Annotated in this window: 19 protein-coding genes and 2 pseudogenes; 11 read left to right on the forward strand and 10 right to left on the reverse strand. The window is 60.1% G+C overall.

The window, feature by feature from the left end; all coding sequences use genetic code 11:
* The first annotated feature begins 45 nt into the window (after positions 1-45).
* From B4967_RS06950 to B4967_RS06980, 7 genes and pseudogenes are all read left to right on the forward strand, one after another.
* Positions 46-1,954, forward strand: a pseudogene (locus B4967_RS06950) (beta-ketoacyl synthase).
* Positions 1,951-2,445 (forward strand): pantetheine-phosphate adenylyltransferase, encoded by a 495-nt coding sequence (gene coaD / locus B4967_RS06955; protein WP_083024348.1) that lies wholly within the window; start codon positions 1,951-1,953, stop codon positions 2,443-2,445. Before B4967_RS06950 ends, coaD begins: the two are co-directional and overlap by 4 nt.
* A 71-nt stretch (positions 2,446-2,516) precedes the next feature.
* A complete protein-coding gene (locus B4967_RS06960) occupies positions 2,517-2,765 on the forward strand; it encodes a YfhL family 4Fe-4S dicluster ferredoxin (RefSeq protein WP_039182874.1) in 249 nt (82 codons plus the stop codon).
* Between the two features lie 50 nt (positions 2,766-2,815).
* On the forward strand, positions 2,816-4,129 hold the full coding sequence (locus tag B4967_RS06965; protein ID WP_083024349.1) for an MATE family efflux transporter: 1,314 nt from the start codon (positions 2,816-2,818) through the stop codon (positions 4,127-4,129).
* A gap of 166 nt (positions 4,130-4,295) precedes the next feature.
* Complete coding sequence (locus B4967_RS06970) at positions 4,296-5,606, forward strand: short-chain fatty acid transporter (RefSeq protein ID WP_083024351.1); 1,311 nt, start codon at positions 4,296-4,298, stop codon at positions 5,604-5,606.
* Between the two features lie 77 nt (positions 5,607-5,683).
* Positions 5,684-6,229: an acyl-CoA thioesterase gene (locus B4967_RS06975; RefSeq protein WP_083024352.1), complete on the forward strand. Its 546-nt coding sequence runs from the start codon at positions 5,684-5,686 to the stop codon at positions 6,227-6,229.
* 33 nt (positions 6,230-6,262) lie between these two features.
* The gene (locus B4967_RS06980) at positions 6,263-7,267 is read left to right on the forward strand and encodes a hypothetical protein (RefSeq protein WP_083024354.1); all 1,005 of its coding nucleotides are present in this window, start codon (positions 6,263-6,265) and stop codon (positions 7,265-7,267) included.
* Here the strand turns inward: B4967_RS06980 and B4967_RS06985 are convergent, their stop codons facing one another.
* On the reverse strand, positions 7,268-8,662 hold the full coding sequence (locus tag B4967_RS06985; RefSeq protein WP_083024393.1) for an aminotransferase-like domain-containing protein: 1,395 nt from the start codon (positions 8,660-8,662) through the stop codon (positions 7,268-7,270).
* A 95-nt stretch (positions 8,663-8,757) separates the two neighbouring features.
* Here B4967_RS06985 and B4967_RS06990 point away from each other — a divergent pair, with 95 nt between their 5' ends.
* The gene (locus B4967_RS06990) at positions 8,758-9,363 is read left to right on the forward strand and encodes a LysE family translocator (RefSeq protein WP_083024355.1); all 606 of its coding nucleotides are present in this window, start codon (positions 8,758-8,760) and stop codon (positions 9,361-9,363) included.
* On the opposite strand, the gene B4967_RS06995 is transcribed toward B4967_RS06990, so the two are convergent.
* Together B4967_RS06995 and B4967_RS07000 are read right to left on the reverse strand one after the other, a co-directional pair.
* Positions 9,360-9,698, reverse strand: a complete 339-nt coding sequence (locus B4967_RS06995) for an I78 family peptidase inhibitor (RefSeq protein ID WP_139794425.1) — start codon at positions 9,696-9,698, stop codon at positions 9,360-9,362. The genes B4967_RS06990 and B4967_RS06995 overlap by 4 nt on opposite strands.
* Positions 9,699-9,816: 118 nt before the next feature.
* Positions 9,817-9,948, reverse strand: a complete 132-nt coding sequence (locus B4967_RS07000) for an entericidin A/B family lipoprotein (RefSeq protein ID WP_044630151.1) — start codon at positions 9,946-9,948, stop codon at positions 9,817-9,819.
* 166 nt (positions 9,949-10,114) lie between these two features.
* Between B4967_RS07000 and B4967_RS07005 the strand changes: the two genes are divergently transcribed.
* A complete protein-coding gene (locus B4967_RS07005) occupies positions 10,115-10,534 on the forward strand; it encodes an HIT domain-containing protein (RefSeq protein ID WP_083024357.1) in 420 nt (139 codons plus the stop codon).
* Here B4967_RS07005 and B4967_RS07010 read toward each other — a convergent pair.
* From B4967_RS07010 to B4967_RS07025, 4 genes are all read right to left on the reverse strand, one after another.
* Positions 10,422-11,507, reverse strand: a complete 1,086-nt coding sequence (locus B4967_RS07010) for a nickel/cobalt transporter (RefSeq protein ID WP_139794426.1) — start codon at positions 11,505-11,507, stop codon at positions 10,422-10,424. The two genes, B4967_RS07005 and B4967_RS07010, sit on opposite strands and share 113 nt — an antisense overlap.
* Before the next feature lie 79 nt (positions 11,508-11,586).
* On the reverse strand, positions 11,587-12,213 hold the full coding sequence (locus B4967_RS07015; protein WP_279384669.1) for a DUF1007 family protein: 627 nt from the start codon (positions 12,211-12,213) through the stop codon (positions 11,587-11,589).
* Positions 12,214-12,257: 44 nt separating this feature from the next.
* Complete coding sequence (locus B4967_RS07020) at positions 12,258-12,632, reverse strand: hypothetical protein (RefSeq protein ID WP_083024362.1); 375 nt, start codon at positions 12,630-12,632, stop codon at positions 12,258-12,260.
* Entirely contained in the window at positions 12,629-13,042 is a 414-nt protein-coding gene (locus B4967_RS07025; RefSeq protein ID WP_243470374.1) for a hypothetical protein, read from the reverse strand. The genes B4967_RS07020 and B4967_RS07025 overlap by 4 nt, the downstream gene beginning before the upstream one ends.
* Before the next feature lie 268 nt (positions 13,043-13,310).
* Here B4967_RS07025 and B4967_RS07030 point away from each other — a divergent pair.
* Together B4967_RS07030 and B4967_RS07035 are read left to right on the forward strand one after the other, a co-directional pair.
* Positions 13,311-14,445, forward strand: a pseudogene (locus B4967_RS07030) (glycerate kinase).
* Positions 14,446-14,680: 235 nt separating this feature from the next.
* Positions 14,681-15,157, forward strand: a complete 477-nt coding sequence (locus B4967_RS07035) for a Dps family protein (protein WP_083024364.1) — start codon at positions 14,681-14,683, stop codon at positions 15,155-15,157.
* 92 nt (positions 15,158-15,249) lie between these two features.
* On the opposite strand, the gene B4967_RS07040 is transcribed toward B4967_RS07035, so the two are convergent.
* Genes B4967_RS07040 through B4967_RS20770 form a run of 3 tightly spaced genes read right to left on the reverse strand, consistent with a single transcriptional unit; the run spans position 15,250 to position 18,943 of the window.
* Positions 15,250-16,707, reverse strand: coding sequence for an aminoacyl-histidine dipeptidase (locus B4967_RS07040; protein ID WP_083024365.1), 1,458 nt, complete (start codon positions 16,705-16,707; stop codon positions 15,250-15,252).
* A gap of 32 nt (positions 16,708-16,739) precedes the next feature.
* A complete protein-coding gene (locus B4967_RS20765; RefSeq protein ID WP_340638708.1) occupies positions 16,740-18,065 on the reverse strand; it encodes a GNAT family N-acetyltransferase in 1,326 nt (441 codons plus the stop codon).
* On the reverse strand, positions 18,047-18,943 hold the full coding sequence (locus B4967_RS20770) for a tRNA(Met) cytidine acetyltransferase TmcA domain-containing protein (RefSeq protein WP_340638709.1): 897 nt from the start codon (positions 18,941-18,943) through the stop codon (positions 18,047-18,049). The genes B4967_RS20765 and B4967_RS20770 overlap by 19 nt, the downstream gene beginning before the upstream one ends.
* Positions 18,944-19,122 lie beyond the last annotated feature (179 nt).

Genomic DNA, 19,122 nt, shown 5'->3' on the forward strand with positions numbered 1-19,122 from the left:
GACAATAACCGTTATTAAAAACCACCGCACCACGAGGAACCCGGCTTGTCACACTTACCGGTGATTGTCGGCATGGCGGCATCAATCCCGCCGGCAGAACCTCGGGCCATCAGGCCTTCCGCCGCACCGTGCTTGATGCTCTTCCTGCTGACCAGCAGCGCCAAACCGTGGAAAGCTTGGCAGCGCTTATGCGCCTTGCCGAGCACTCCGACAACGGATGGCACGACAGCGCAGGGCAGCCCATTGACGCCCCTGCCCAAATGCTGCGCGATCAGGTGCTTAACCACACGCTGATTCGCCGCAATGAAGACCCGCGCTTTCTCGCCCCTGGCCTGCCGGCAAACCGACGAGCCGATCTGGCCTGGCAGAGCCGCTGCGCGTGACACTGCGCCGCCGCCAGCTACCCGACCAGTTGCCCGATGGGTGGCAGGTGCGCGAAATCGATGCCCGTGAAGTCGAGGTGACTATTCCTGCGGGCATCTTCGACGTGCTGCTACCGGACGCCCAAGAGCCTAAAGTGCGGGCTGCCGCGCAACTGCCGAGCGGCTTTGACCCAGCCAGCCTTTACCGCAGCGTGCACCATCCTCGCGGGCTCTCCATGGCGGTGTTTGGCGCCAGCGACTGCTTGGGCGCCAGCGGCCTCTCTTGGGAAACCCTGCGCCAGCAGCTCAACCCCGACCATATCGCTGTGTACGCGGGCAACTCGATTGGCCAGCTCGATGACCAGGGCTGGGGTGGCTTATTGAAAAGCTTGGTGACCGGCCAGCGCGCCACCTCCAAGCAGATGCCGCTGGGCTATGGACAGATGCCCGCTGACTTCCTCAATGCCTACGTACTCGGCAGCGTAGGCGGCACCGGCGCAGCGCTAGGCGCCTGCGCCAGCTTCCTCTACAACCTGCGCCTGGGCATTGACGATATCCGCGCTGGCCGTCGCCGGGTGGTGATGGTGGGCACCGCCGATGCGCCGATCACGCCAGAGATTATTGAAGGCTTTCGCGCCATGGGCGCGCTGGCAGACGATGCCAGCCTGAAAACCCTTGATGCGCTGGAGCTGCTCACCGACGCTGACTACCAACGCGCCTGCCGCCCCTTCGCTCGCAACTGCGGCTTTACCATGGCTGAAGCCAGTCAATTTGTGCTGTTGATGGATGACAGCTTGGCGCTGGAGCTAGGAGCTGACATCTTAGGGTCGGTGCCAGAGGTGTTCGTTAACGCCGATGGCTACAAGCGCTCTATCTCCGCGCCGGGCATCGGCAACTACATCACCCTGGGTAAAGCCGCCGCGCTGGTCAAAGACATGCTGGGAGAGACCGCGCTGAAAGAGCGCACCTTCCTTCATGCCCACGGCACCAGCACGCCGAAAAACCGCACCACCGAATCCCACGTATTCGATGAAATCGCCCGCGCTAACGGCATCAAGCAGTGGCCGGTGGTGGCTATTAAAGCGTTCATCGGCCACTCCCAAGGGTCAGCGGCAGGTGATCAGCTGGCCAGCGCCCTGGGCAGCTTCGCCCATGGTTTGCTGCCGGGTATCCCCACGCTGGATGCGGTGGCCGATGACGTCTACGCCGAGCGGCTGCGCTTTTTCACGACGCCTCAAGCATTTACCGCCGATGCTGCCTTTATCAACGCCAAAGGCTTTGGCGGTAATAACGCCACCGGCGTGGTGCTCTCGCCAGAGGTGACCGAGCGTCTACTCACCAAGCGCCACGGCAGCGCCGCGATAGAAGCGTGGAAAGGTCGCCGCGAAGCGGTACGCGTTAACGCCGCTGCCTATCTCGCCGAGGCCGATCGCGGGCGCTACGCCCCCCGGTACCAGTTTGGCGAAGCGGTGCTGGAAGGCCCGGAGCTTGAGGTTCACGCAGACCGTATCCACATTCCCGGCTATGACCACGCGGTTTCGCTGGTCGCCGATAATCCGTTTGGTTCACTGGATGAGGAGACGCCGTCATGAGCGCGCATCGCGAGAATATCGCTGTCTATCCTGGCACGTTCGACCCGATCACCAACGGCCACTTCGACCTGATTGAGCGCGGCGCGCGGATGTTCGACAAAGTGGTGATTGCCGTGGCGGCCAGCCCCGGCAAACACCCGAGCCTGGATTTGGATACTCGAATTGCGCTGGCCCAATCGGTGTGCGCATCGCTGCCGAATGTCAGCGTGATTGGCTTCTCGACGCTGCTCACTACCATGATGCACGAACAGGGCGCGACGATTATTCTGCGCGGCCTGCGCGCGGTCTCAGATTTTGAGTACGAGCTGCAGCTGGCCAATATGAACCGCGCTCAAAATCCTGAGCTTGAAAGCGTGTTTCTTACCCCGGCAGTGGAAAACTCTTATATCTCCTCGACCATCGTGCGGGAAATTGCCAAGCTGGGTGGCGATATTTCCCCGCTGGTGCACCCGCAGGTCGCAGAGGCGCTGCGTAAGCACTACACTACCTAGCTATCGATATTGTTGAGTAAAACACTCGGGTATCTAAAACCCGAGTGACACGCCATTCGTGAGGTATACCCATGGCCCTGATGATCACCGACGAATGCATTAACTGCGACGTCTGCGAACCGGAATGCCCCAACGACGCGATCTCTCCCGGTGAGGAGATTTACGTGATCAACCCCAACCTGTGCACCGAGTGCGTCGGCCACTTCGACGAACCTCAGTGCCAGCAGGTGTGCCCGGTGGACTGTATTCCCCTCGACCCAGAGCGCCCCGAGACCCAAGAGCAGTTGATGGAGAAGTACCGCATCATTACTGCCGCTTAACTTTCCCACTTAAGATGTGCCTGAACGTCTGCGAGCGAAGGTCACTCTGAATGCGTATTTGGACCCTCGCTTGGCCCATCATTTTGTCAAATATCACCGTGCCCTTGCTGGGCCTGGTAGATACCGCTGTGGTCGGGCATCTACCCGACTCCCGCTATTTAGCCGGCGTTACCCTCGGTGCCACCCTATTTAGCTTCCTTTATTGGGGCTTTGGCTTTTTGCGCATGGGCACCACAGGGCTGGTGGCCCAGGCGATAGGGCGCGAGTCGCCTAGTGACGTGCGCAACTTGCTAGGCCAGTCGCTGATCATGGCAGGTGTCATCGGCACACTATTAATCGTGTTTGGCACACCGCTCATCTCGCTTGGCCTGTGGCTACTAGATGGCAGCGTACAGGCCACGCCGCTGGCCCGCGAGTATGCCGAGATTCGCCTCTGGTCTGCCCCTGCCGTACTGGCCAACTACGCCATTTTGGGGTGGATTTTAGGGCAGCAGAACTCCCGCGTCACGCTGATGATTCTAGTACTGACCAACAGCGTCAATATCGTGCTTGACCTATGGTTTGTGGTGGGCCTGGGGATGACCAGTAACGGCGTAGCGCTGGCTAGCGTGCTCGCTGACTACAGCGCGCTGCTGTTCGGTGGCTACTTGGTGCTGCGCCAGCTGGGGCATCTTGAAGGCCACTTTCAACGCCAGCGCCTATTGGCACTGCAGGCCTATTCGGCGCTATTTAGTGTTAATGCGAACCTGTTTGTGCGAACGCTTGGACTACTGTTTGCCATGGCGTTTTTTACAGCGCAAGGCGCCCGTCAGGGCGATACCGTGCTCGCCGCCAATGCCGTGCTGCTGCAATTTATTATGCTGACCAGCTACGCGCTGGATGGCTTTGCCCACGCGGCTGAGTCGCTAGTAGGGCGCGCTTACGGGCGTCGCGATTGGCGAGAGTTTGCCGCCACGGTGCGGGCCACGGCACAGTTTTCTTTCTGGACATCCGCTGCGGCGGCGCTGCTTTTTGCCCTGGGTGGTAATCAACTGATCGCAATGCTGACCGGATTGAGCGACGTGCGCGCCACCGCCGCCAGCTATTTGCCGTGGATGGTGGTCATGCCGCTGATTGCCGTCTGGAGCTACCTGCTTGACGGCGTGTTTATCGGCACCACGGCGGTACGCGAGATGCGCAACAGCATTTTTGCGGGCCTCGCGGTCTACCTGCCTACTTGGTGTTTCTGCCAGGGGCTGGGCAATCACGGCCTCTGGCTGGCGTTTACGCTCTTCACCCTTACCCGCTCGGCCGTGCTGATTGGCTACTACCGCCGCTACCGGCTTACCCGCTGGCGTGCGTCTTCCAGCGTTTCTCACCTTTGATCAGCAGCGTTGAACGCCACAACGGGCAGGGCTAGCAAACTGCGCTAACGTAACGTTATGTGTAGAAGCTAAGCACTCTGCGCATTGGCCGTTGAGGGGTGAAAATTGTGCCGCACCGCCGTATATTAGCCGCGCACTTCCTAATAACGAATAAAGTGAGCACTCCATGCTAAAACTCATATCAAAACCAGCAGTTAAGCTGGTCGAGCGTTATTTACCAGACCCGTATATCTTCGTTCTATTGTTGACCCTGATTGCCGCTGTGGCCGCCATTGCAGTGGAGCGTCAAACGCCCTTGGCCGTGCTGCGTATGTGGGGCGACGGTTTCTGGGGGCTACTCACCTTCTCGATGCAGATGCTGCTCGTGCTGGTCACCGGTTTTATGCTGGCAAGCTCACCACCGGTAAAACGCATTCTGCAAAAAATTGCCGGTACGGCGAAGTCACCCGGCGGCGCAATTATTCTCGTCACGCTGGTCTCTTTAGCCGCTAGCTGGATCAACTGGGGCTTTGGCTTGGTGGTCGGTGCCCTGTTCGCCAAAGAGCTGGCGCGTGTGATTAAGGTTGATTACCGCCTGCTGGTGGCCAGTGCCTACTCGGGCTTCGTGGTGTGGCACGGAGGCTTGGCAGGCTCGGTGCCGCTGACGATTGCCACCGAAGGCCACTTCTCTGCGGACCAGATCGGCGTGATTGGCACTGGCTCGACTATTTTCGCCTTCTTCAACCTGGCCCTTGTGGTGTGTCTCTTTATCGCCGTGCCGCTGGTCAACCGTATGATGCTGCCCGATGAAAAAGACAGCGTGTACGTCGATCCCAAACTGCTCGACGACGAGCCAGAACCCGTGGGCCGTATTACTCGCCCTGCTGAAAAGCTTGAAAACAGCATGCCGCTGGCGCTGCTGGTGGGCGTGCCGGGCCTACTGTTCCTGCTGGATCACTTCCTGCTGCGCGACGGTGGTTTGAACTTGAACGTGGTGAACTTCATGTTCCTGTTCCTGGCCATTGTGTTGCACCGCACGCCCCGTAACCTGCTCATCAGCCTGAACGAGGCCATTAAAGGCGGCGCGGGTATCGTGATTCAGTTCCCCTTTTATGCGGGCATTATGGCGATCATGGTGCAGTCGGGCCTGGCCCAGAGCATGTCGGAGTGGCTGGTCTCGTTTGCAACCGCTAACTCGCTGCCGTTCTGGTCGTTTATTAGTGCCGGTATCGTGAACCTGTTTGTGCCTTCCGGTGGTGGCCAGTGGGCGGTACAGGCGCCGGTCATGCTGCCTGCCGCAGAAGCGCTGGGTGCCGATATTGCCCGCGTGGCGATGGCGGTGGCTTGGGGCGATGCCTGGACTAACCTGCTGCAGCCGTTCTGGGCACTGCCAGTGCTGGCGATTGCCGGCTTGAAAGCTAAGGACATCATGGGCTTCTGCCTGATCCAGCTGTTCATTACCGGTATTATCATTTCCGTGGGCTTAGTGTGGTTCTAAGCAGCTAAGCACGACGTCAACGCCCGTCCCTGTGGTATCGCCTGGGGGCGGGCATTTTTAATCGTAAGGTGACCTTTATGTCCGACGCCTCTGCTGTACCCAATGCCCCAGACCAGGGCCTTGAACACAGCGCCTTACCGGGCCAGCACGAGCTCTCCATGACGGTCTTGATGACGCCGGACATGGCGAACTTCAGCGGTAAAGTGCACGGCGGTGCTATTCTTAAAAAGCTCGATGAAGTCGCCTACGCCTGCGCCAGCCGCTACTCCGGCCACTACGTGGTAACGCTCTCGGTGGATCAGGTACTGTTCAAACAGCCGATCCATGTAGGCGAGCTGGTGACGTTTCTCGCCAGCGTGAATCACGTGGGGCGCTCCTCCATGGAAATTGGCATTAAGGTAGTGGCCGAGGATATTCGCCAGAAGCTGATTCGCCATACCAATAGCTGTTACCTCACCATGGTGGCCGTGGACGCCGACGGCAAACCTGCCCGGGTGCCGCCCCTGGCGCTGGAGACCCCGCTGCAGAAGCTGCGCTTCGAAAAAGCCGCGCTGCGCAAGAAGCTACGCAAACAGGCAGAGCGTGAAGAGGAGCTGACCCAGCAGCATCACCAGCAGCGCTAAGCGCTGCTCTACTTTCAACGACAAGGAGTCATCATGCCCATCAGGCAGCGCTATCCCCACCTGCCCAAGGCCGTTGAGTATGCGCACATCGGCTGGGATCTGCTGATCCTCGCCGCCGTTATTATTAACCTTAGCCTGCTGCTGTTTGACTCGCTGTTTCTGATTGGCCCGATCAACCAAGCGATTGCCGCTATCGCGCCCGGTTTTCACCGTTTTTACGATACGGCGATTCACAGCCGATTTATTGCCATTGATTTGGTCTTTGTCAGTTTCTTTATTGCCGATGTGCTGCTGGGCTGGGCCGTGGCAATTGCCGAGCGGCGCTATCACCGCTGGTTCTTTTACCCCTTTGTGCACTGGTACGACGTACTAGGCTGCATTCCGCTCAGCGGGTTCCGTTGGCTGCGCGTGTTTCGCGTTATAGCGCTCCTGCACCGTTTGCATCGGCTGCGCTTGATTAACGTCACCCACTGGACGATCTATCAGTTCTTCGCTAAGTACTACGATATTCTGCTGGAAGAACTCTCTGACCGTATTGCGCTACGCCTGCTGGGCAATGTTCAGGAGCAGATCGTGGCCAGCGACTCGCTCACCGAGCGCGTCATTGAGCGGGTGATCATGCCGCGTAAAACCCAGCTGATCCATGAAATTGCCGAGCGCTTGGAAGCCACGGCAGGCCGAGCCTATCAGCAAAATCGCCCCGCCATTATGGCGGCCATCGATGATCTGGTGAGCCGCACGCTGCGGGAGAGCCCGGAAATTCGACGGCTGCACCGCTTACCCATGGGGCAGACCGCGTCCAGTGCGATGCAAGCCTCGATCAGCAGCGTCGCCCAGCGGTTGGTAGATGAAATGGCCCAGGGCATGCACTCCCCCGCCTTCCGCCAGCTCGTGGAGCGCACGGCTGAAAATGGCTTTGACAGCTGGCTAACCGTCGACGACACCAGCGCAAAAGTGACCGAGCAAGTGCTTTACGACGTACTCGAAATGCTTAAAGAGCAGGTACGCCACCAAGGCTGGAAAGACCGCTACGACTAACTAGACCGTTGCGGTTGCCAGGGGCGGCTGCTCAAGGCTCGCTCGAAGGATCACCAGCGCACGCTTGAGCGCCGTTTGGTCGGCGGCGGCCCCGATGCAAATCCGCACCGCCTGGGGTGCGGGGGCGCTGCCCACGCAGAAGGGTTCCGCGTTGGTCACTTTGACGCCCTGCTGACTGAGCCGTTCGCACAGCTCTAGCGCCCGCACGCCATCGGGTAGCGTTAGCCATACATTGCTGCCGTTTGGCTGGCGGCTCAGCGAATAGCCCGCCAGATAGTCCGTCACGATCTGCTGGCGCGCTGCCAGCTCCTGGGTTTGCCACGCCAGCAGCTCGTGTGCGGTGGGCTGGCTCACCCAGTGGCAGACCAAATCCACCATGAGCGGTGGCACCATCCAACTTTGAGCCCTCAATGCCGCCGCCAGCCGCTCCAACAACGCAGGCGGCGCGCGCAGCACGCCCATACGCAGCCCGCCTGCCAGTACTTTCGCCGTGCTAAACACAAACAGCGTGCGCTCTGGCGCGAGCTGATACAGCGGCGTGCCGCGCTGTTCAACGGGTAGGTACTGCACGCCATCCTCCAGCAGCCATATATCGTAGCGCCTTGCTAACGCCACGAGCTGCTCCCGGCGCGCTTCGCTCAGGCAGAGGCCGGTGGGGTTGTTTTGATCGGGGGTGAGGTAAATCAAGCGGGGCGGCTGGCGAGCGCACTGTGCTTCCAACGCCTCCATACACATCCCATCTTGATCAAAGGGAATGCCGACCACCTTGAGATGCGCCTGCTGGGCTGCGCTAATCGCCCCTGGGTACGTCAGCGCATCCGCGGCGATCAGCTCCCCCGGGCGCAAAAGTGTGCCGAGCGCCAGGCTAATGCCGTGCTGCCCGCCTTGAGTAATCAGCAGTTCGTCAGCACTCAGGGTCATGCCTAACTGCGTGAGCCACTGGGAGAGATAAGCGCGGTGGTAGTCGCTGCCCTGGGAGCTTGAGTAAGCCACGCTGCGCCTGAGCGCATCCGCCGAGGTGCTTAACGCACTCAGTGCCGTGCTCATCGCCTGCTCTCGCAGGGGGTGGGGCGGCGGTAGACTGAGGCTTAAATCAATCGTGTCGTCACCGGCTTGCGTGGCAGGCTGACCGCCAAATACACGGGCTGGCCCGCGCTGTTTCACGTAGGTGCCGCTGCCTACCCGGGCACTCACCCAGCCGCGATGCTCTGCTTCGGCATAGCCACGGGTGACCGTGCCCACGGTGACGCCTAACGCATCCGCCAATCGTCGCTGAGGCGGCAGCTTGTCATCTGGCGCTAATTCACCGCTGGTAATGGCATCACCAATCGCCTGGGCAATCGCCCGATAGCGCGGTCCGGTTATGTGTTCAAGCGTAGGCACCCAAATTGTCATGGTGACAATAAAACCTTTGACGTGAAAATTAGCCACATTATGCTAACAAAAACGCCCACCAACAACTCAATCATCACAATTGTATGGGTACAAAAATGAATAGTGAATGGCTAATCCTTGGCCCTGCCGCGCTCTATATGATGTCGATGACGCTCACCCCTGGGCCCAATAACATCATGCTTACCGCCTCGGGGGCTAACTTTGGCTTTCGACGTACGATGCCACATATGTGGGGGATTTTAGGAGGCTGCTTTTTACTGTTTGCCGGCATTGCGCTGGGGTTAGGCGTACTGTTTGAACGCTTCCCGGTGGTGCAAACCACGCTGCGCTGGGTAGGGAGTGCTTATTTGCTCTACCTCGCCTGGAAAATCGCCACCGCACCGCCGCCCAACTTACACGGTAGCCAGCACGGGGTGCCGCTGACCTTTTGGCAGGCGGCCATGTTCCAGTTCGCTAACCCCAAAGCGTGGGTGATGGGGCTGGCGCTGATGGCGGGTTTTCTACCGGAAACCGGCCAGCCGGTCATCAATGCCTTAGTACTGGCCGGGTTTGCGGAGCTAGTGGCGCTGCCCTGCATTGCGCTGTGGGCAGCGTTTGGCAGCGCCATCGGGCAGTGGATCAAAAGCGATCGAGCATGGCGCGGGTTTAACATCACCATGGGCGTACTCACCGCCGCCTGCGTGTGGCTGATTTTGCGTTAGCCGCAGCGCAGCGCCTCGATCATGTCGTTGCTTTCCAAGTGAATATTAAGCCGATCATCGCGGTAGTCCATGGTCGCGGCGCTGCCGGGGCGCAGCACACGCACCTGACGGGCGCCGCTCTGCTCTTCGAGCGTCGCCATGTTGGCCTCATCAAAGGGCGCACCAATGGCATACTGCACGGCGCTGGCATCGCATGCTTGGCTAGTTGGCGCGGTTTGATCAACCGTCGGCGGGTTAGGCGCGGCAGGCTCATTGGGCGCGCTGCTACACCCGGCTAGCAGCATCACGGCCAGCGCACTGCCCAGACCTTTTATATGGCGCTGAGTGATGGTCATCCAAAGCTTTCCTGGCGTCATTGTTTACCTCCCTCCACAAATCCCTGTCTCGATAGCAGTGCGGGCCAGGCATTGCTGCCTAGCCCGCACATTGCACAACAAGCCGTTAGACCGAACCTTAACTCGCGGCGTCCTGTACTGCTTGGCCGCCCTCTTCAACGTCTTGTCCTGCCCCTGCAATGGTGTTGCAGCCCGCTAGAGCACCCGCAGTGATGAGCAGAATAAAGCTAGTCGCCAGTAGTTTTTTCATCGTGTTCTCCTTAACAAGTCATTCAACATCGGGAAGCTCCGGCGGCAGCCTTACCGCCTGGGAGTGTTTTCAGCGTAACAGATTTTAATAATTTCGCCTGTTTTCCCTGAGTTATCCGCTGCCTGCTATGATGCTTGCCAAACCGTTTGGCTTAGGAGCACTCCGCTTGGCAACCTTTGAACTCGACCCACGCTTAGAAGCAGATACCCTACCCTTAGCGGATCTTCCGCTCTGCCGAGCGCTGTTGATGAATGACGCCCGTTATCCCTGGGTCGTGCTCGTGCCCAAGGTGGCATCGGTCAGCGAAGTGTTTGAACTCAGTCAAGAGGAGCAAGCGCAGCTCTGGCAGGAGGCCACTCAACTGGGCGCTGCCATGAAAGAGGCCTTCCAGGGCGACAAGCTCAATATCGCCACGCTGGGCAACGTGGTCAGCCAGCTACATATCCATTTAGTGGTGCGCTATACCGATGACGCTAGCTGGCCCGCGCCGGTGTGGGGCAACGGCACTCCCAAGCCTTATGAGCTCGCCCAGCAGGGGGAGCGACGGGAACAGCTGCTAGCGCAAATTGAGGGGCTGGCACTTTAGACTTAACCGCCAGCAGCGAACCACGCGCGGGCGGCTCGTTGAGTAACGGGCCGCTGGCAGGCTGTGCCGCACCGGCCAGCGCCAAGGAAATACCCAGCGCAACAATCACTGCCCCACCGGTGAGCGCCGCCCAGCCCGCGGCTTTCTCGACCCGCTGCTGGCTCTGCTTCTGAAGCCGCTTGGTGGCCCACCCTCGGGCTACAATACTCGCCAGGGCCAGTATCGACACGGTAATGCCCGTGCCCAGCGACATCGCCACCACCGACGCGACCCCCACGTAAAATTGGCCCAAAAGGCTCGCGGCACCTAGCATCAAGATCGCTCCGCTGCAGGGGCGCATACCAATCGCCCCGACGGTCATCAAGGCCGTACGCCAATCCAACGCCTGCTCGGGTTCAAGGTGATGGGCACCGCCACAGCAGTGGGTATGGTCGTGGCTGTGGTCATGAGCATGCGTGTGCTCTACCACGGGCTTATTGCGAGCCGCGTAGGCGTGGCGCAGCTGCTTCACCGCCCGCCAGCAGAGCCAAGCCCCTAATAGCGCTACCAGCAGAAAGCTGGCCTGCTCCACCCATACCACGCTGCCCATGGCTTGACGCGTCACCCAGCCTAGCCCGAGTACCAATACCGCCACCATCGCAATGGCCGTTACGCCCTGCAGCAGCGATGCGGCAAACGAGAGCCCCAGCGCCCGGCGAGTCGCACCGCCATGAGACGCCAAATAGGTGGCCAATACTGCTTTACCGTGCCCCGGCCCAGCGGCATGAAACACGCCGTAGGAGAAGCTCACGCCAAGCAGCGTTAGCCACGTGCCGGTGGAGGGCGTGCGTGACAACTCGGTAATCGCCAGGGTCAGGCTCCGGTGTAACTCGCGCTGCCACGTAAGTAGCTGCAGGCTGGCACCCTGTAAGTTCGCCTGTACCGCCCACACCAGCAGCGCCACGCCTAATAGCACCAGGGCACCGGTGGCCAACTGCGTCCCGTTAACAGCATTCCCCCTCCGCACAAAAGATATAAAGTAACACTTTATACATGAACGCCCTAGCTGGACGCTAGCGGCAATCGACCCGCCCCGTTTCCGCAAAGCGGCGACCTAGCCCTGGCTCACCCGCTTCGTCCGCATCCAGCAGGGCCGCCTGCATAACCAGCTCTGGGTCTGGGTCGGCGGACAGTACGCTGAGCGCGCACTCAGGTTCGCCGTTGAGAATCAGCGCCTGAGGAGAGGGCTCGTCGCCCTCCTCCTCGTGTACCATCTCGATGTAGTACGTGGGGTCGAAGACTTGATACTCCAGCACCTGACCGCTCAAAGGCTGGGGTGAGGTCAGCGGTAAAATAAACATAAAGGTTAAACGGCCGTCCCGCTCCAGTGCGGTGTACTCGGTCACATCACCAAAGGACTGTTTTTCGCTGCCGATGCGCACTTCGGTAAAGTAGTGTTGGGCCGCCAGATTATCGCGAATTTCTCCTCCGAGCTGGTCAAGCCCCTCTTCCATGCTGCCGCCCGGTACCTGCTGCAACTCCTCAAACACGACCAAACTATAAAAAGGGTCCATCCGCCCTGTTTGGTGAAGCCCGGTTGCCACACCGTTATCATCGGTGATGACCCGCACGCTCATATCGATCCAGCCATGGGGGTGCGCCATAGCTAAATGGCTAGCCAACAGGCTACCCACCACCAACGCCTGACAGGTGCGCCGAACCGATACCCGTGGCCATGCTCTTATCACGGTAATTCTCCTAATTTGCGCTGTAACTCCACGAGCCAGGGATCTAGCACATAATGCGGTATCGGCTGTCTACCGCGCAGCGCCGACACGCTCACTAAGCTGCCTCCTTGTGCATCGCTTACTTGTCGTTGGATGCGATACTCCGGCCAGCGTGCCAGGCTTGCCTCGGCGCGCCCTAAGGTCAAGTCAGCGTGGCGTATCACATCGCCCTGCTCCATCATCAGTGCCACCGCCTCGCGGAAGGTTTGCTCCATTGGCGCGCTATAGCGCAGCTCGCGCGGTTCCAGAGGCTGCGTGGTGGCACAGCCTGCCAACCATAACGCAGCGCATAGCGTAAGTGCTGGATATAAGGCGCGGCGGAACGATGTCATGATGCCCCCTGCGGTGTGACGGATGACGAGAAAGCTTCCTGGAAACGGCCACAGAAATCATCGTTACTGGCGCTGTAGGATTCGCGCAGGTCGCCAAGATGGTCAAAGCGGCGAATGTCCCTTGAAATGCGCAGATGGCCATCGCGGGCAAGCAGCGATACCCGCTCTACCTCAACGGGCTGCTGGCAAAAACCTGGGCCGAAGGACCCCCCCACGCCAATCCCTCCGCCGCGACCAATACCAAACCCGCCAAACAGGCGAAAGCCGCTGCCGTAGCCATAGTCGTAGTCATAGCGGTCGTAGTAGCCGATCAGCTCGCGCTCCCGGGAGGCACTCACTAGCCCAAGTTCAGTATCAGTGGTCTCCAACGAAAACCCCCAGGCTTCCAGCACGTCGATGCTATCCGTCAAAACGCTCAGCGTTTCATCTAACGCAGACTGGCCAGGTGGGGAAGTAGCACGCCGCCGCTGGCGCAGCCTCCGCTTGGGGCAGCCGGTAAGGAACCGTCTGACAACCCGCCAGTGCCAACAGGCAGGTAATGCTAAGGGGTATGGCCTTCATGATAAATCCTCTCGCTACCTTCGTGGCTGGTGTGTCACCAAGCAGCGCGCTAAGCTCGCCAACAGACATTAAAAAGAACGACAACACGCTGAGACAACGTTTTAAGGAGGTTGTGCGATGAATGTACAGCTTTGCACTGACAGTTTTAAGGACGCCTTGGGCGCCGAAGAGGCCGCCAAGGCCATGGCACAAGGTATTCAACGGGCAGCGCCCAACGCCATCACACAGCTCTGCCCCCTGGCGGATGGCGGCGAAGGCAGCCTTGATGCCTTAATTGCCGCCACCCATGCCGAGCGCCGTACGCTCACGGTGCAAGACGCCCTTGGGCGGCCACGTCAAGCCGCCTGGGGCTGGCTAAGCGAGCAGCGTACCGCGTTTATCGAGCTGGCAGAAGCCAGCGGCCTGCAGCACCTGACCGGCGAAGAGCGCAACGCCCTGCATACCACCACCTTTGGCGTAGGCGAGCTGTTTCTCGCTGCCCTAGAAGCAGGCGCCACCCATGCCTTACTGCTACTTGGTGGTAGCGCCACCAACGACGCCGGTGCCGGTATGCTGCAAGCATTGGGGGCCACGCTACTAGATGCCCAGGGCCAGCCGCTGCCCCCAGGCGGAGGCGCACTCCAGCAGCTTGCGACCCTGGATCTTTCGACGTTAGACCCGCGCTTAGCCGAATTACGCGTAGAGGCCGCCGTGGATGTGGATAACCCACTGCTGGGCGAACGCGGGGCTAGCGCCGGCTTCGGCCCGCAAAAGGGCGCGACAGACGCCGATGTGGCAACGCTAGACCGCGCGATCGGCCGCTTTGCTGACCTCACAGCCAAAGCGCTCGGCAAAGATGACAGAGCACTGCCGGGAGCGGGGGCGGCAGGCGGCATGGGGTTTGCGGCGCACTGCTTTTTGAACGCGGCGCTAACGCCGGGCATTGAAATGATCATGCAGCAGGCGAATTTTGCCCAATTGCTGAACGATGCTGATTTAGTGATTACCGGCGAGGGCCGCCTAGATGGCCAGAGCTTTGGTGGGCAAAACGCCGATTGGCGTCTCCCGCGCCGCTAAACGCCAGGGCAAGCCGGTAATTGTGCTCGCGGGTAGCCTGGGCGACGGCTGGCAAGCCTGCACGGAAGAGGGCGTCACCGCCGCCTTTGCGCTGGCCGATGGCCTAATGACATTAGAACAGGCGCTACCCCGTACGGCAGAGCTTCTGGCAGACCGCTGCGAAAGCATCACACGCCTTTGGCTGTCAAGCCGCTGAGCATGCTTTTAAGCGAGCCTTGACGATAAGCCCCTTGAAATGACGCGCCTGCGCCTACATCTCTTTATTCATCAGCGATGAGTCAGCCGTCGCCAGCTCACCGCTCTAATGGTAGGGCGCTATAGCTGCGATGCAAAAAACCTGTTTTGCATCGCAAGCACAGCGTCCTAAGCTAGATCAAACGATTTGATGGCCGTACTTTTTCAGCGCGGCTCCAACCATGGAGGAGCACACAATGGATGATATGAACAGCATTGGCCTACACGAAGGCAGCGCCAGCCAGCTGGCAGAGAAACTCAATCACCTGCTGGCCAACTATCAGATTTTTTACATGAATGTGCGTGGCTACCACTGGAACGTGAAGGGCAACGATTTCTTTGAACTGCACGCCAAGTTTGAGGAGTTCTACACTGACCTGCTGACCAAAGTAGATGAAGTGGCCGAACGTATTCTTACCCTGGGGCATAAGCCGGTACACGCCTACAGCGATTACGTGAAGCTATCGAGCATTCAGGAAGACAAAGACGTTCACGATGGTAAAACCTGCGTGAAGGGCGTTCTCACCGGCTACCAAACGCTGATTGAGCTACAGCGCGAGCTGCTCTCTTTGGCTTCTGACGCCGATGATGAAGGCACTGCGGCCCAAGCGGGCGACTACATCCGCGAGCAGGAAAAAACCGTGTGGATGCTTAACGCCTATTTAGGTAAATAAGTGCGTTAAACAGCCCTGGTTAACAGGTAGTGAATAAAAACGGCACCTCGGTGCCGTTTTTTTTGTTGCGGGTGAGTGGCATGAGCACGGCGTTACTTCGCCAGCGCTTCCACCAGATCGCGCAGCATAGCCCAGAACTCCGCCACAGACGCTATTTCCACTCGCTCATCTGGAGAGTGCGCGCCGCGAATCAGCGGGCCAAAGGAAATCATATCCAGGTGGGGGTATTTGCTGCCTAAAATGCCGCACTCAAGCCCCGCGTGGATCACTTTCACCTCGGGCGCGTGGCCCATCAGCGCCGCATGGCGTGCCTTAAACGTCGCCAGCAGGGGGCTTTCGGGGTTGGGTGCCCAGCCGGGGTAGCCGTTCTCGACTTTTACCCGTGCGCCCATCAGACCAAACAGCGCCTGAAAGCGCCCAGCCATTGCCTCGGCAGCGCTGTCGTGCAGTGAACGCACTAAAGCACAGAGGTGGAAGCGCCCTTGCTCAACGCTTAGCACGCCTAGGTTATTGGAGGTTTCAACCACGCCGGGCACGTCTGCGCTCATGCGCTCGACGCCGCAGGGGGCGGCATGAAGCGCGGCCAGCAGCATGGCGCTGGAGTCCAGGGTCAGCGGCTCGGCGTCGGCCTGTTCGGCACGAGCGGCGGTCAATACCAAGCCGCTGTCCCCGCTGCCAAGCTCGGCTTTGAGAGTAGCGGCCAGCTTCTCGACAGTTGCCAGAGCGGCGTGCATATCGTCGGCGGGCAGCGCTACCTGGGCAAAGGCTTCACGGGGAATGGCGTTGCGCAGCGTGCCGCCCTGGTAGCTCACCAAGCGGGCATCGAAGGCCTCCAGTGCCCACAGCACGCGCACCAACGGGCGGTTAGCGTTCCCCAAAGGCTTATGGATATCCATGCCCGAGTGGCCGCCTTTCAGGCCGGTGAGCGAGAGAGAAAGCAGCTGCTCATGCTCCTGCAGGACAGCGCTGGGCAGCTGCGCATCGACCACGACATCCGCGCCGCCCGCACAGCCGATATACACCTCGCCGCGATCTTCACTATCCAAGTTGAGCAGCAGCGAGCCTTCCAACCAGTTTTCGGCAAGATTTAGCGCACCGCCCATGGAGGTCTCTTCTTCCAGGGTGAACAGCGCTTCCAGCGGGCCATGGGTCAGTTCGGGGTCTTCCAGCACGGCCAAAATGGCCGCTACGCCCATGCCATTATCCGCCCCTAGAGTGGTGCCTTCAGCGTGAAGCCAGCCCTCTTTGACCACGGTGCGAATGGGGTCACGGGTAAAGTCGTGCTCATGCCCCGAGTTGGCCTGGGCCACCATATCCAGGTGCCCCTGCAGCACGATACCGGGAGCGCCTTCACAGCCCGGCGTTGCGGGCTTGCGAATGCGCAGGTTGCCAAAGGCATCCCGGTCGTGGGTGAGCCCCTGAGCATCGGCCCAGGCTTCTAACGTCGCCACCAAAGCGGCTTCATGGCCGGAGGGGCGCGGCGTGTTACACAGGGTGCGAAAGTGCTGCCATACAAGGCGTGGTTCGAGCGCTGCTAGATGTGCGTTCATGGAAACTCTTCATTATCGATAACGCGCTTACTTTACCGCTCTGGCTCACTGGGGAAAAGCGCACATGCTTCGAACACCTGCTGTACAGCCTGACGTAAGCGTTGTACGGCCTCTTTTTGAGCCTTCGCTAACGGCTGATTTTGGTAGGCCCAAGAAGCGAGCTGCTGATGCGCCTGCTGGGCCTCACCTAACGGTTGGCGGCTGGCTTCACGCGCCAGCGCCTGCAGCGCCGAGCGAGCCAGGGCGGGGTCGCGGCGGGCATAGGCTACGTCGTGAATAGCCTGATGCTCGGCTGCGCTAAGCGGCTGGCCGGAGAGCGAGGTGAGCAACAGCGCCACCACCGGAGCGGGCAGTGTTGCCAACTCAAACGCCAACAGGCCGGGTAGCGAAGCGGCAAAGCCTGCGGTTAATTCACCGAGCCCCGACTGACCCTCTTGGTTGAGCGGTTTGGCGACCATCACGGCGTATTCGCCAGTGGCGGCTTCTCGGGTAATGCCTAAACGCACCGGCACAAACCCCAGCGCCAGCCAAAATTGGAGCAACCCTGCCTCAGCACCAAAAGTAGCCCCATACAGCACAATACCTTGCTGAGCGGCGCTGACCATATCCTCTTCCAACAGCTGCCGCCCCAGCCCTTCGCGACGGCGCTGTGGGTGGGCAGCAATGCGCGCCACCCGCCGCCAGCGGGCGGTTAGCGCCTCACGGCTGCCGCAATGGGCCGCCAGCGACTGCGCCAACAAATGCCCCTGAGGTCTGCGCTCGCCTCGCGCTACCTGCTCGGCAAGCGCGGCATCAAAGCCGCCCTCCTCTCGCGTGACCAGTACCGCTTGGGGGCCAGCCCCATCGCTGCCTAGCACCATGCGCAGCGACGTGCCGGGGCCATCCAGCAGTTGGCGTAAATCACTCGGCGTGGTGCGGTAGTGGGACTGCACCAGCAGGCCAAACATCTGTTCCAGCAAAGCCCCCCGCTCCGCTAGCTGCGCTTGGCTAATCACCATGCTGGGAAGCCGCTCGCCCTGGTGTGGCTCTACTTTGGGCAGCGGCGCATCGAGTAAAAGCAGGTGCTGAATGACGGCTGCCAGCGGGTCACCGGCTGACCAGCGTATTGGCGCTTGCAGCGTCAATTCACGCCACTGGGGCGCTTGGCGGTCCAATATATCGCGAAAACGCAGCGCAAAGCCGCGCCCCGAGCCTTCGTAGCCATGCACCGTCGTGGCAAACGCAATGCGCGGAAAAGCCACCAGCCAGCGGGCCAGCAACGACGCCGGAATGGCGGCGGCTTCATCCACCAGCAGCATACTGCCGCTGCCTCCTGGCGTGCCCTGCTCTACCTGCTCCGTCAGTACATCCGGCGGCAAAAAGCGCAGCCGACTGCCGTTGGGAAGCGACCCCTCGGGGGGGCGTGGTGCTGGGCTTCAGGGCACAGCGCCGCCACTCGGCTAAAGAAGCTCTCCACTGCGCTAAGCCGAGGGGCCGTAAGCAGGAGTTCTACGTCACCGCTTTGCTGCAGTAAGCGCGCGCAGGCTATGCCCAAAGCGGCACTTTTGCCTCGCCCCCGGTCGGCAGTCACTACCAGCGGGCGGCGGCGTTTGAGCTTGACCAGCGCGCTCACTGCGCTGGCTTGGTCTAGAGTGAGGCAGTCAGCATCGTTCCAGTGCGCGGCGGCTGCTTGCCGTTTGCTCAACGCGGGTAGCCATAACGCACCACCAACGGGCCAGCGGATCACGGCGTTAGACTCGCCCAACTGACAGGCCAGCCGCGCTAAATAGTGCGCGCTGAGCGCTTCCCACTGCCAAGGGTAATCGGCAAAGCGGGCGTAGTCCGGGTCGGGCTGACTCCCCCAGGCGCTAGGCGACACCAGTACCAAGAGACCACCTGCACTGACGGTGCCTGCCAGCGCCCCCAACGCATCAGGGTCCAATCCCTGGTGGCCGCTGGCATCAAAAACGATCAATTGATGTTCTGCCCCTAAACGCGTGCGCGCTTTACGGCTTGGTAAGCTTGGTGATACGGGGGCCTGCTGGGTGTCCCCTACCCGCAGAGGTGCCTGCCAGCCAGCGGCCTGCCACAGCGCCAGCGCCTGCTGGCGAGCCTGTTCAGGCGAGCCTTCAAGCCACACTAATCCACGCCAACCACGCCGTTTAAGGCGAATTGCATAATGAGTGAACAACGCCGCCTGCTGTGCGACAGCAGCGCAGGGCTCTGGGATAGACTCGACATGGTATGACCCACCCATGGCAGCCCCTCAGGCAAAAATTCTCTTACAACTTTGGTTTCACAAAGCCGCACTTTTCAACGTTTTCTCACTCTTTAGCGGCCATAAAAAAACGCATATAATCTCAATAAACCAATGTTTTATATGTATTTTTTAAAATAAAACGCCGACATTTTACGCGTTAACTTCCTAGAATTACT

It is taken from the genome of Vreelandella lionensis (genome assembly GCF_002087295.1).
Taxonomy (GTDB): domain Bacteria; phylum Pseudomonadota; class Gammaproteobacteria; order Pseudomonadales; family Halomonadaceae; genus Vreelandella; species Vreelandella lionensis.

What these genes read in the sequence shown, in the direction of transcription:
- coaD (WP_083024348.1), top strand. Translation starts at nt 1,951, where the DNA reads ATGAGCGCGCATCGCGAGAATATCGCTGTCTATCCTGGCACGTTCGAC.
- B4967_RS06970 (WP_083024351.1), top strand. Translation starts at nt 4,296, where the DNA reads ATGCTAAAACTCATATCAAAACCAGCAGTTAAGCTGGTCGAGCGTTAT.
- B4967_RS06960 (WP_039182874.1), top strand. Translation starts at nt 2,517, where the DNA reads ATGGCCCTGATGATCACCGACGAATGCATTAACTGCGACGTCTGCGAA.
- B4967_RS07000 (WP_044630151.1), bottom strand. Translation starts at nt 9,948, where the DNA reads ATGAAAAAACTACTGGCGACTAGCTTTATTCTGCTCATCACTGCGGGT.
- B4967_RS20770 (WP_340638709.1), bottom strand. Translation starts at nt 18,943, where the DNA reads ATGGGTGGGTCATACCATGTCGAGTCTATCCCAGAGCCCTGCGCTGCT.
- B4967_RS06990 (WP_083024355.1), top strand. Translation starts at nt 8,758, where the DNA reads ATGAATAGTGAATGGCTAATCCTTGGCCCTGCCGCGCTCTATATGATG.
- B4967_RS06965 (WP_083024349.1), top strand. Translation starts at nt 2,816, where the DNA reads ATGCGTATTTGGACCCTCGCTTGGCCCATCATTTTGTCAAATATCACC.
- B4967_RS07040 (WP_083024365.1), bottom strand. Translation starts at nt 16,707, where the DNA reads ATGAACGCACATCTAGCAGCGCTCGAACCACGCCTTGTATGGCAGCAC.
- B4967_RS07035 (WP_083024364.1), top strand. Translation starts at nt 14,681, where the DNA reads ATGGATGATATGAACAGCATTGGCCTACACGAAGGCAGCGCCAGCCAG.
- B4967_RS06975 (WP_083024352.1), top strand. Translation starts at nt 5,684, where the DNA reads ATGTCCGACGCCTCTGCTGTACCCAATGCCCCAGACCAGGGCCTTGAA.
- B4967_RS06995 (WP_139794425.1), bottom strand. Translation starts at nt 9,698, where the DNA reads ATGACCATCACTCAGCGCCATATAAAAGGTCTGGGCAGTGCGCTGGCC.
- B4967_RS06980 (WP_083024354.1), top strand. Translation starts at nt 6,263, where the DNA reads ATGCCCATCAGGCAGCGCTATCCCCACCTGCCCAAGGCCGTTGAGTAT.
- B4967_RS06985 (WP_083024393.1), bottom strand. Translation starts at nt 8,662, where the DNA reads ATGACAATTTGGGTGCCTACGCTTGAACACATAACCGGACCGCGCTAT.
- B4967_RS07020 (WP_083024362.1), bottom strand. Translation starts at nt 12,632, where the DNA reads ATGACATCGTTCCGCCGCGCCTTATATCCAGCACTTACGCTATGCGCT.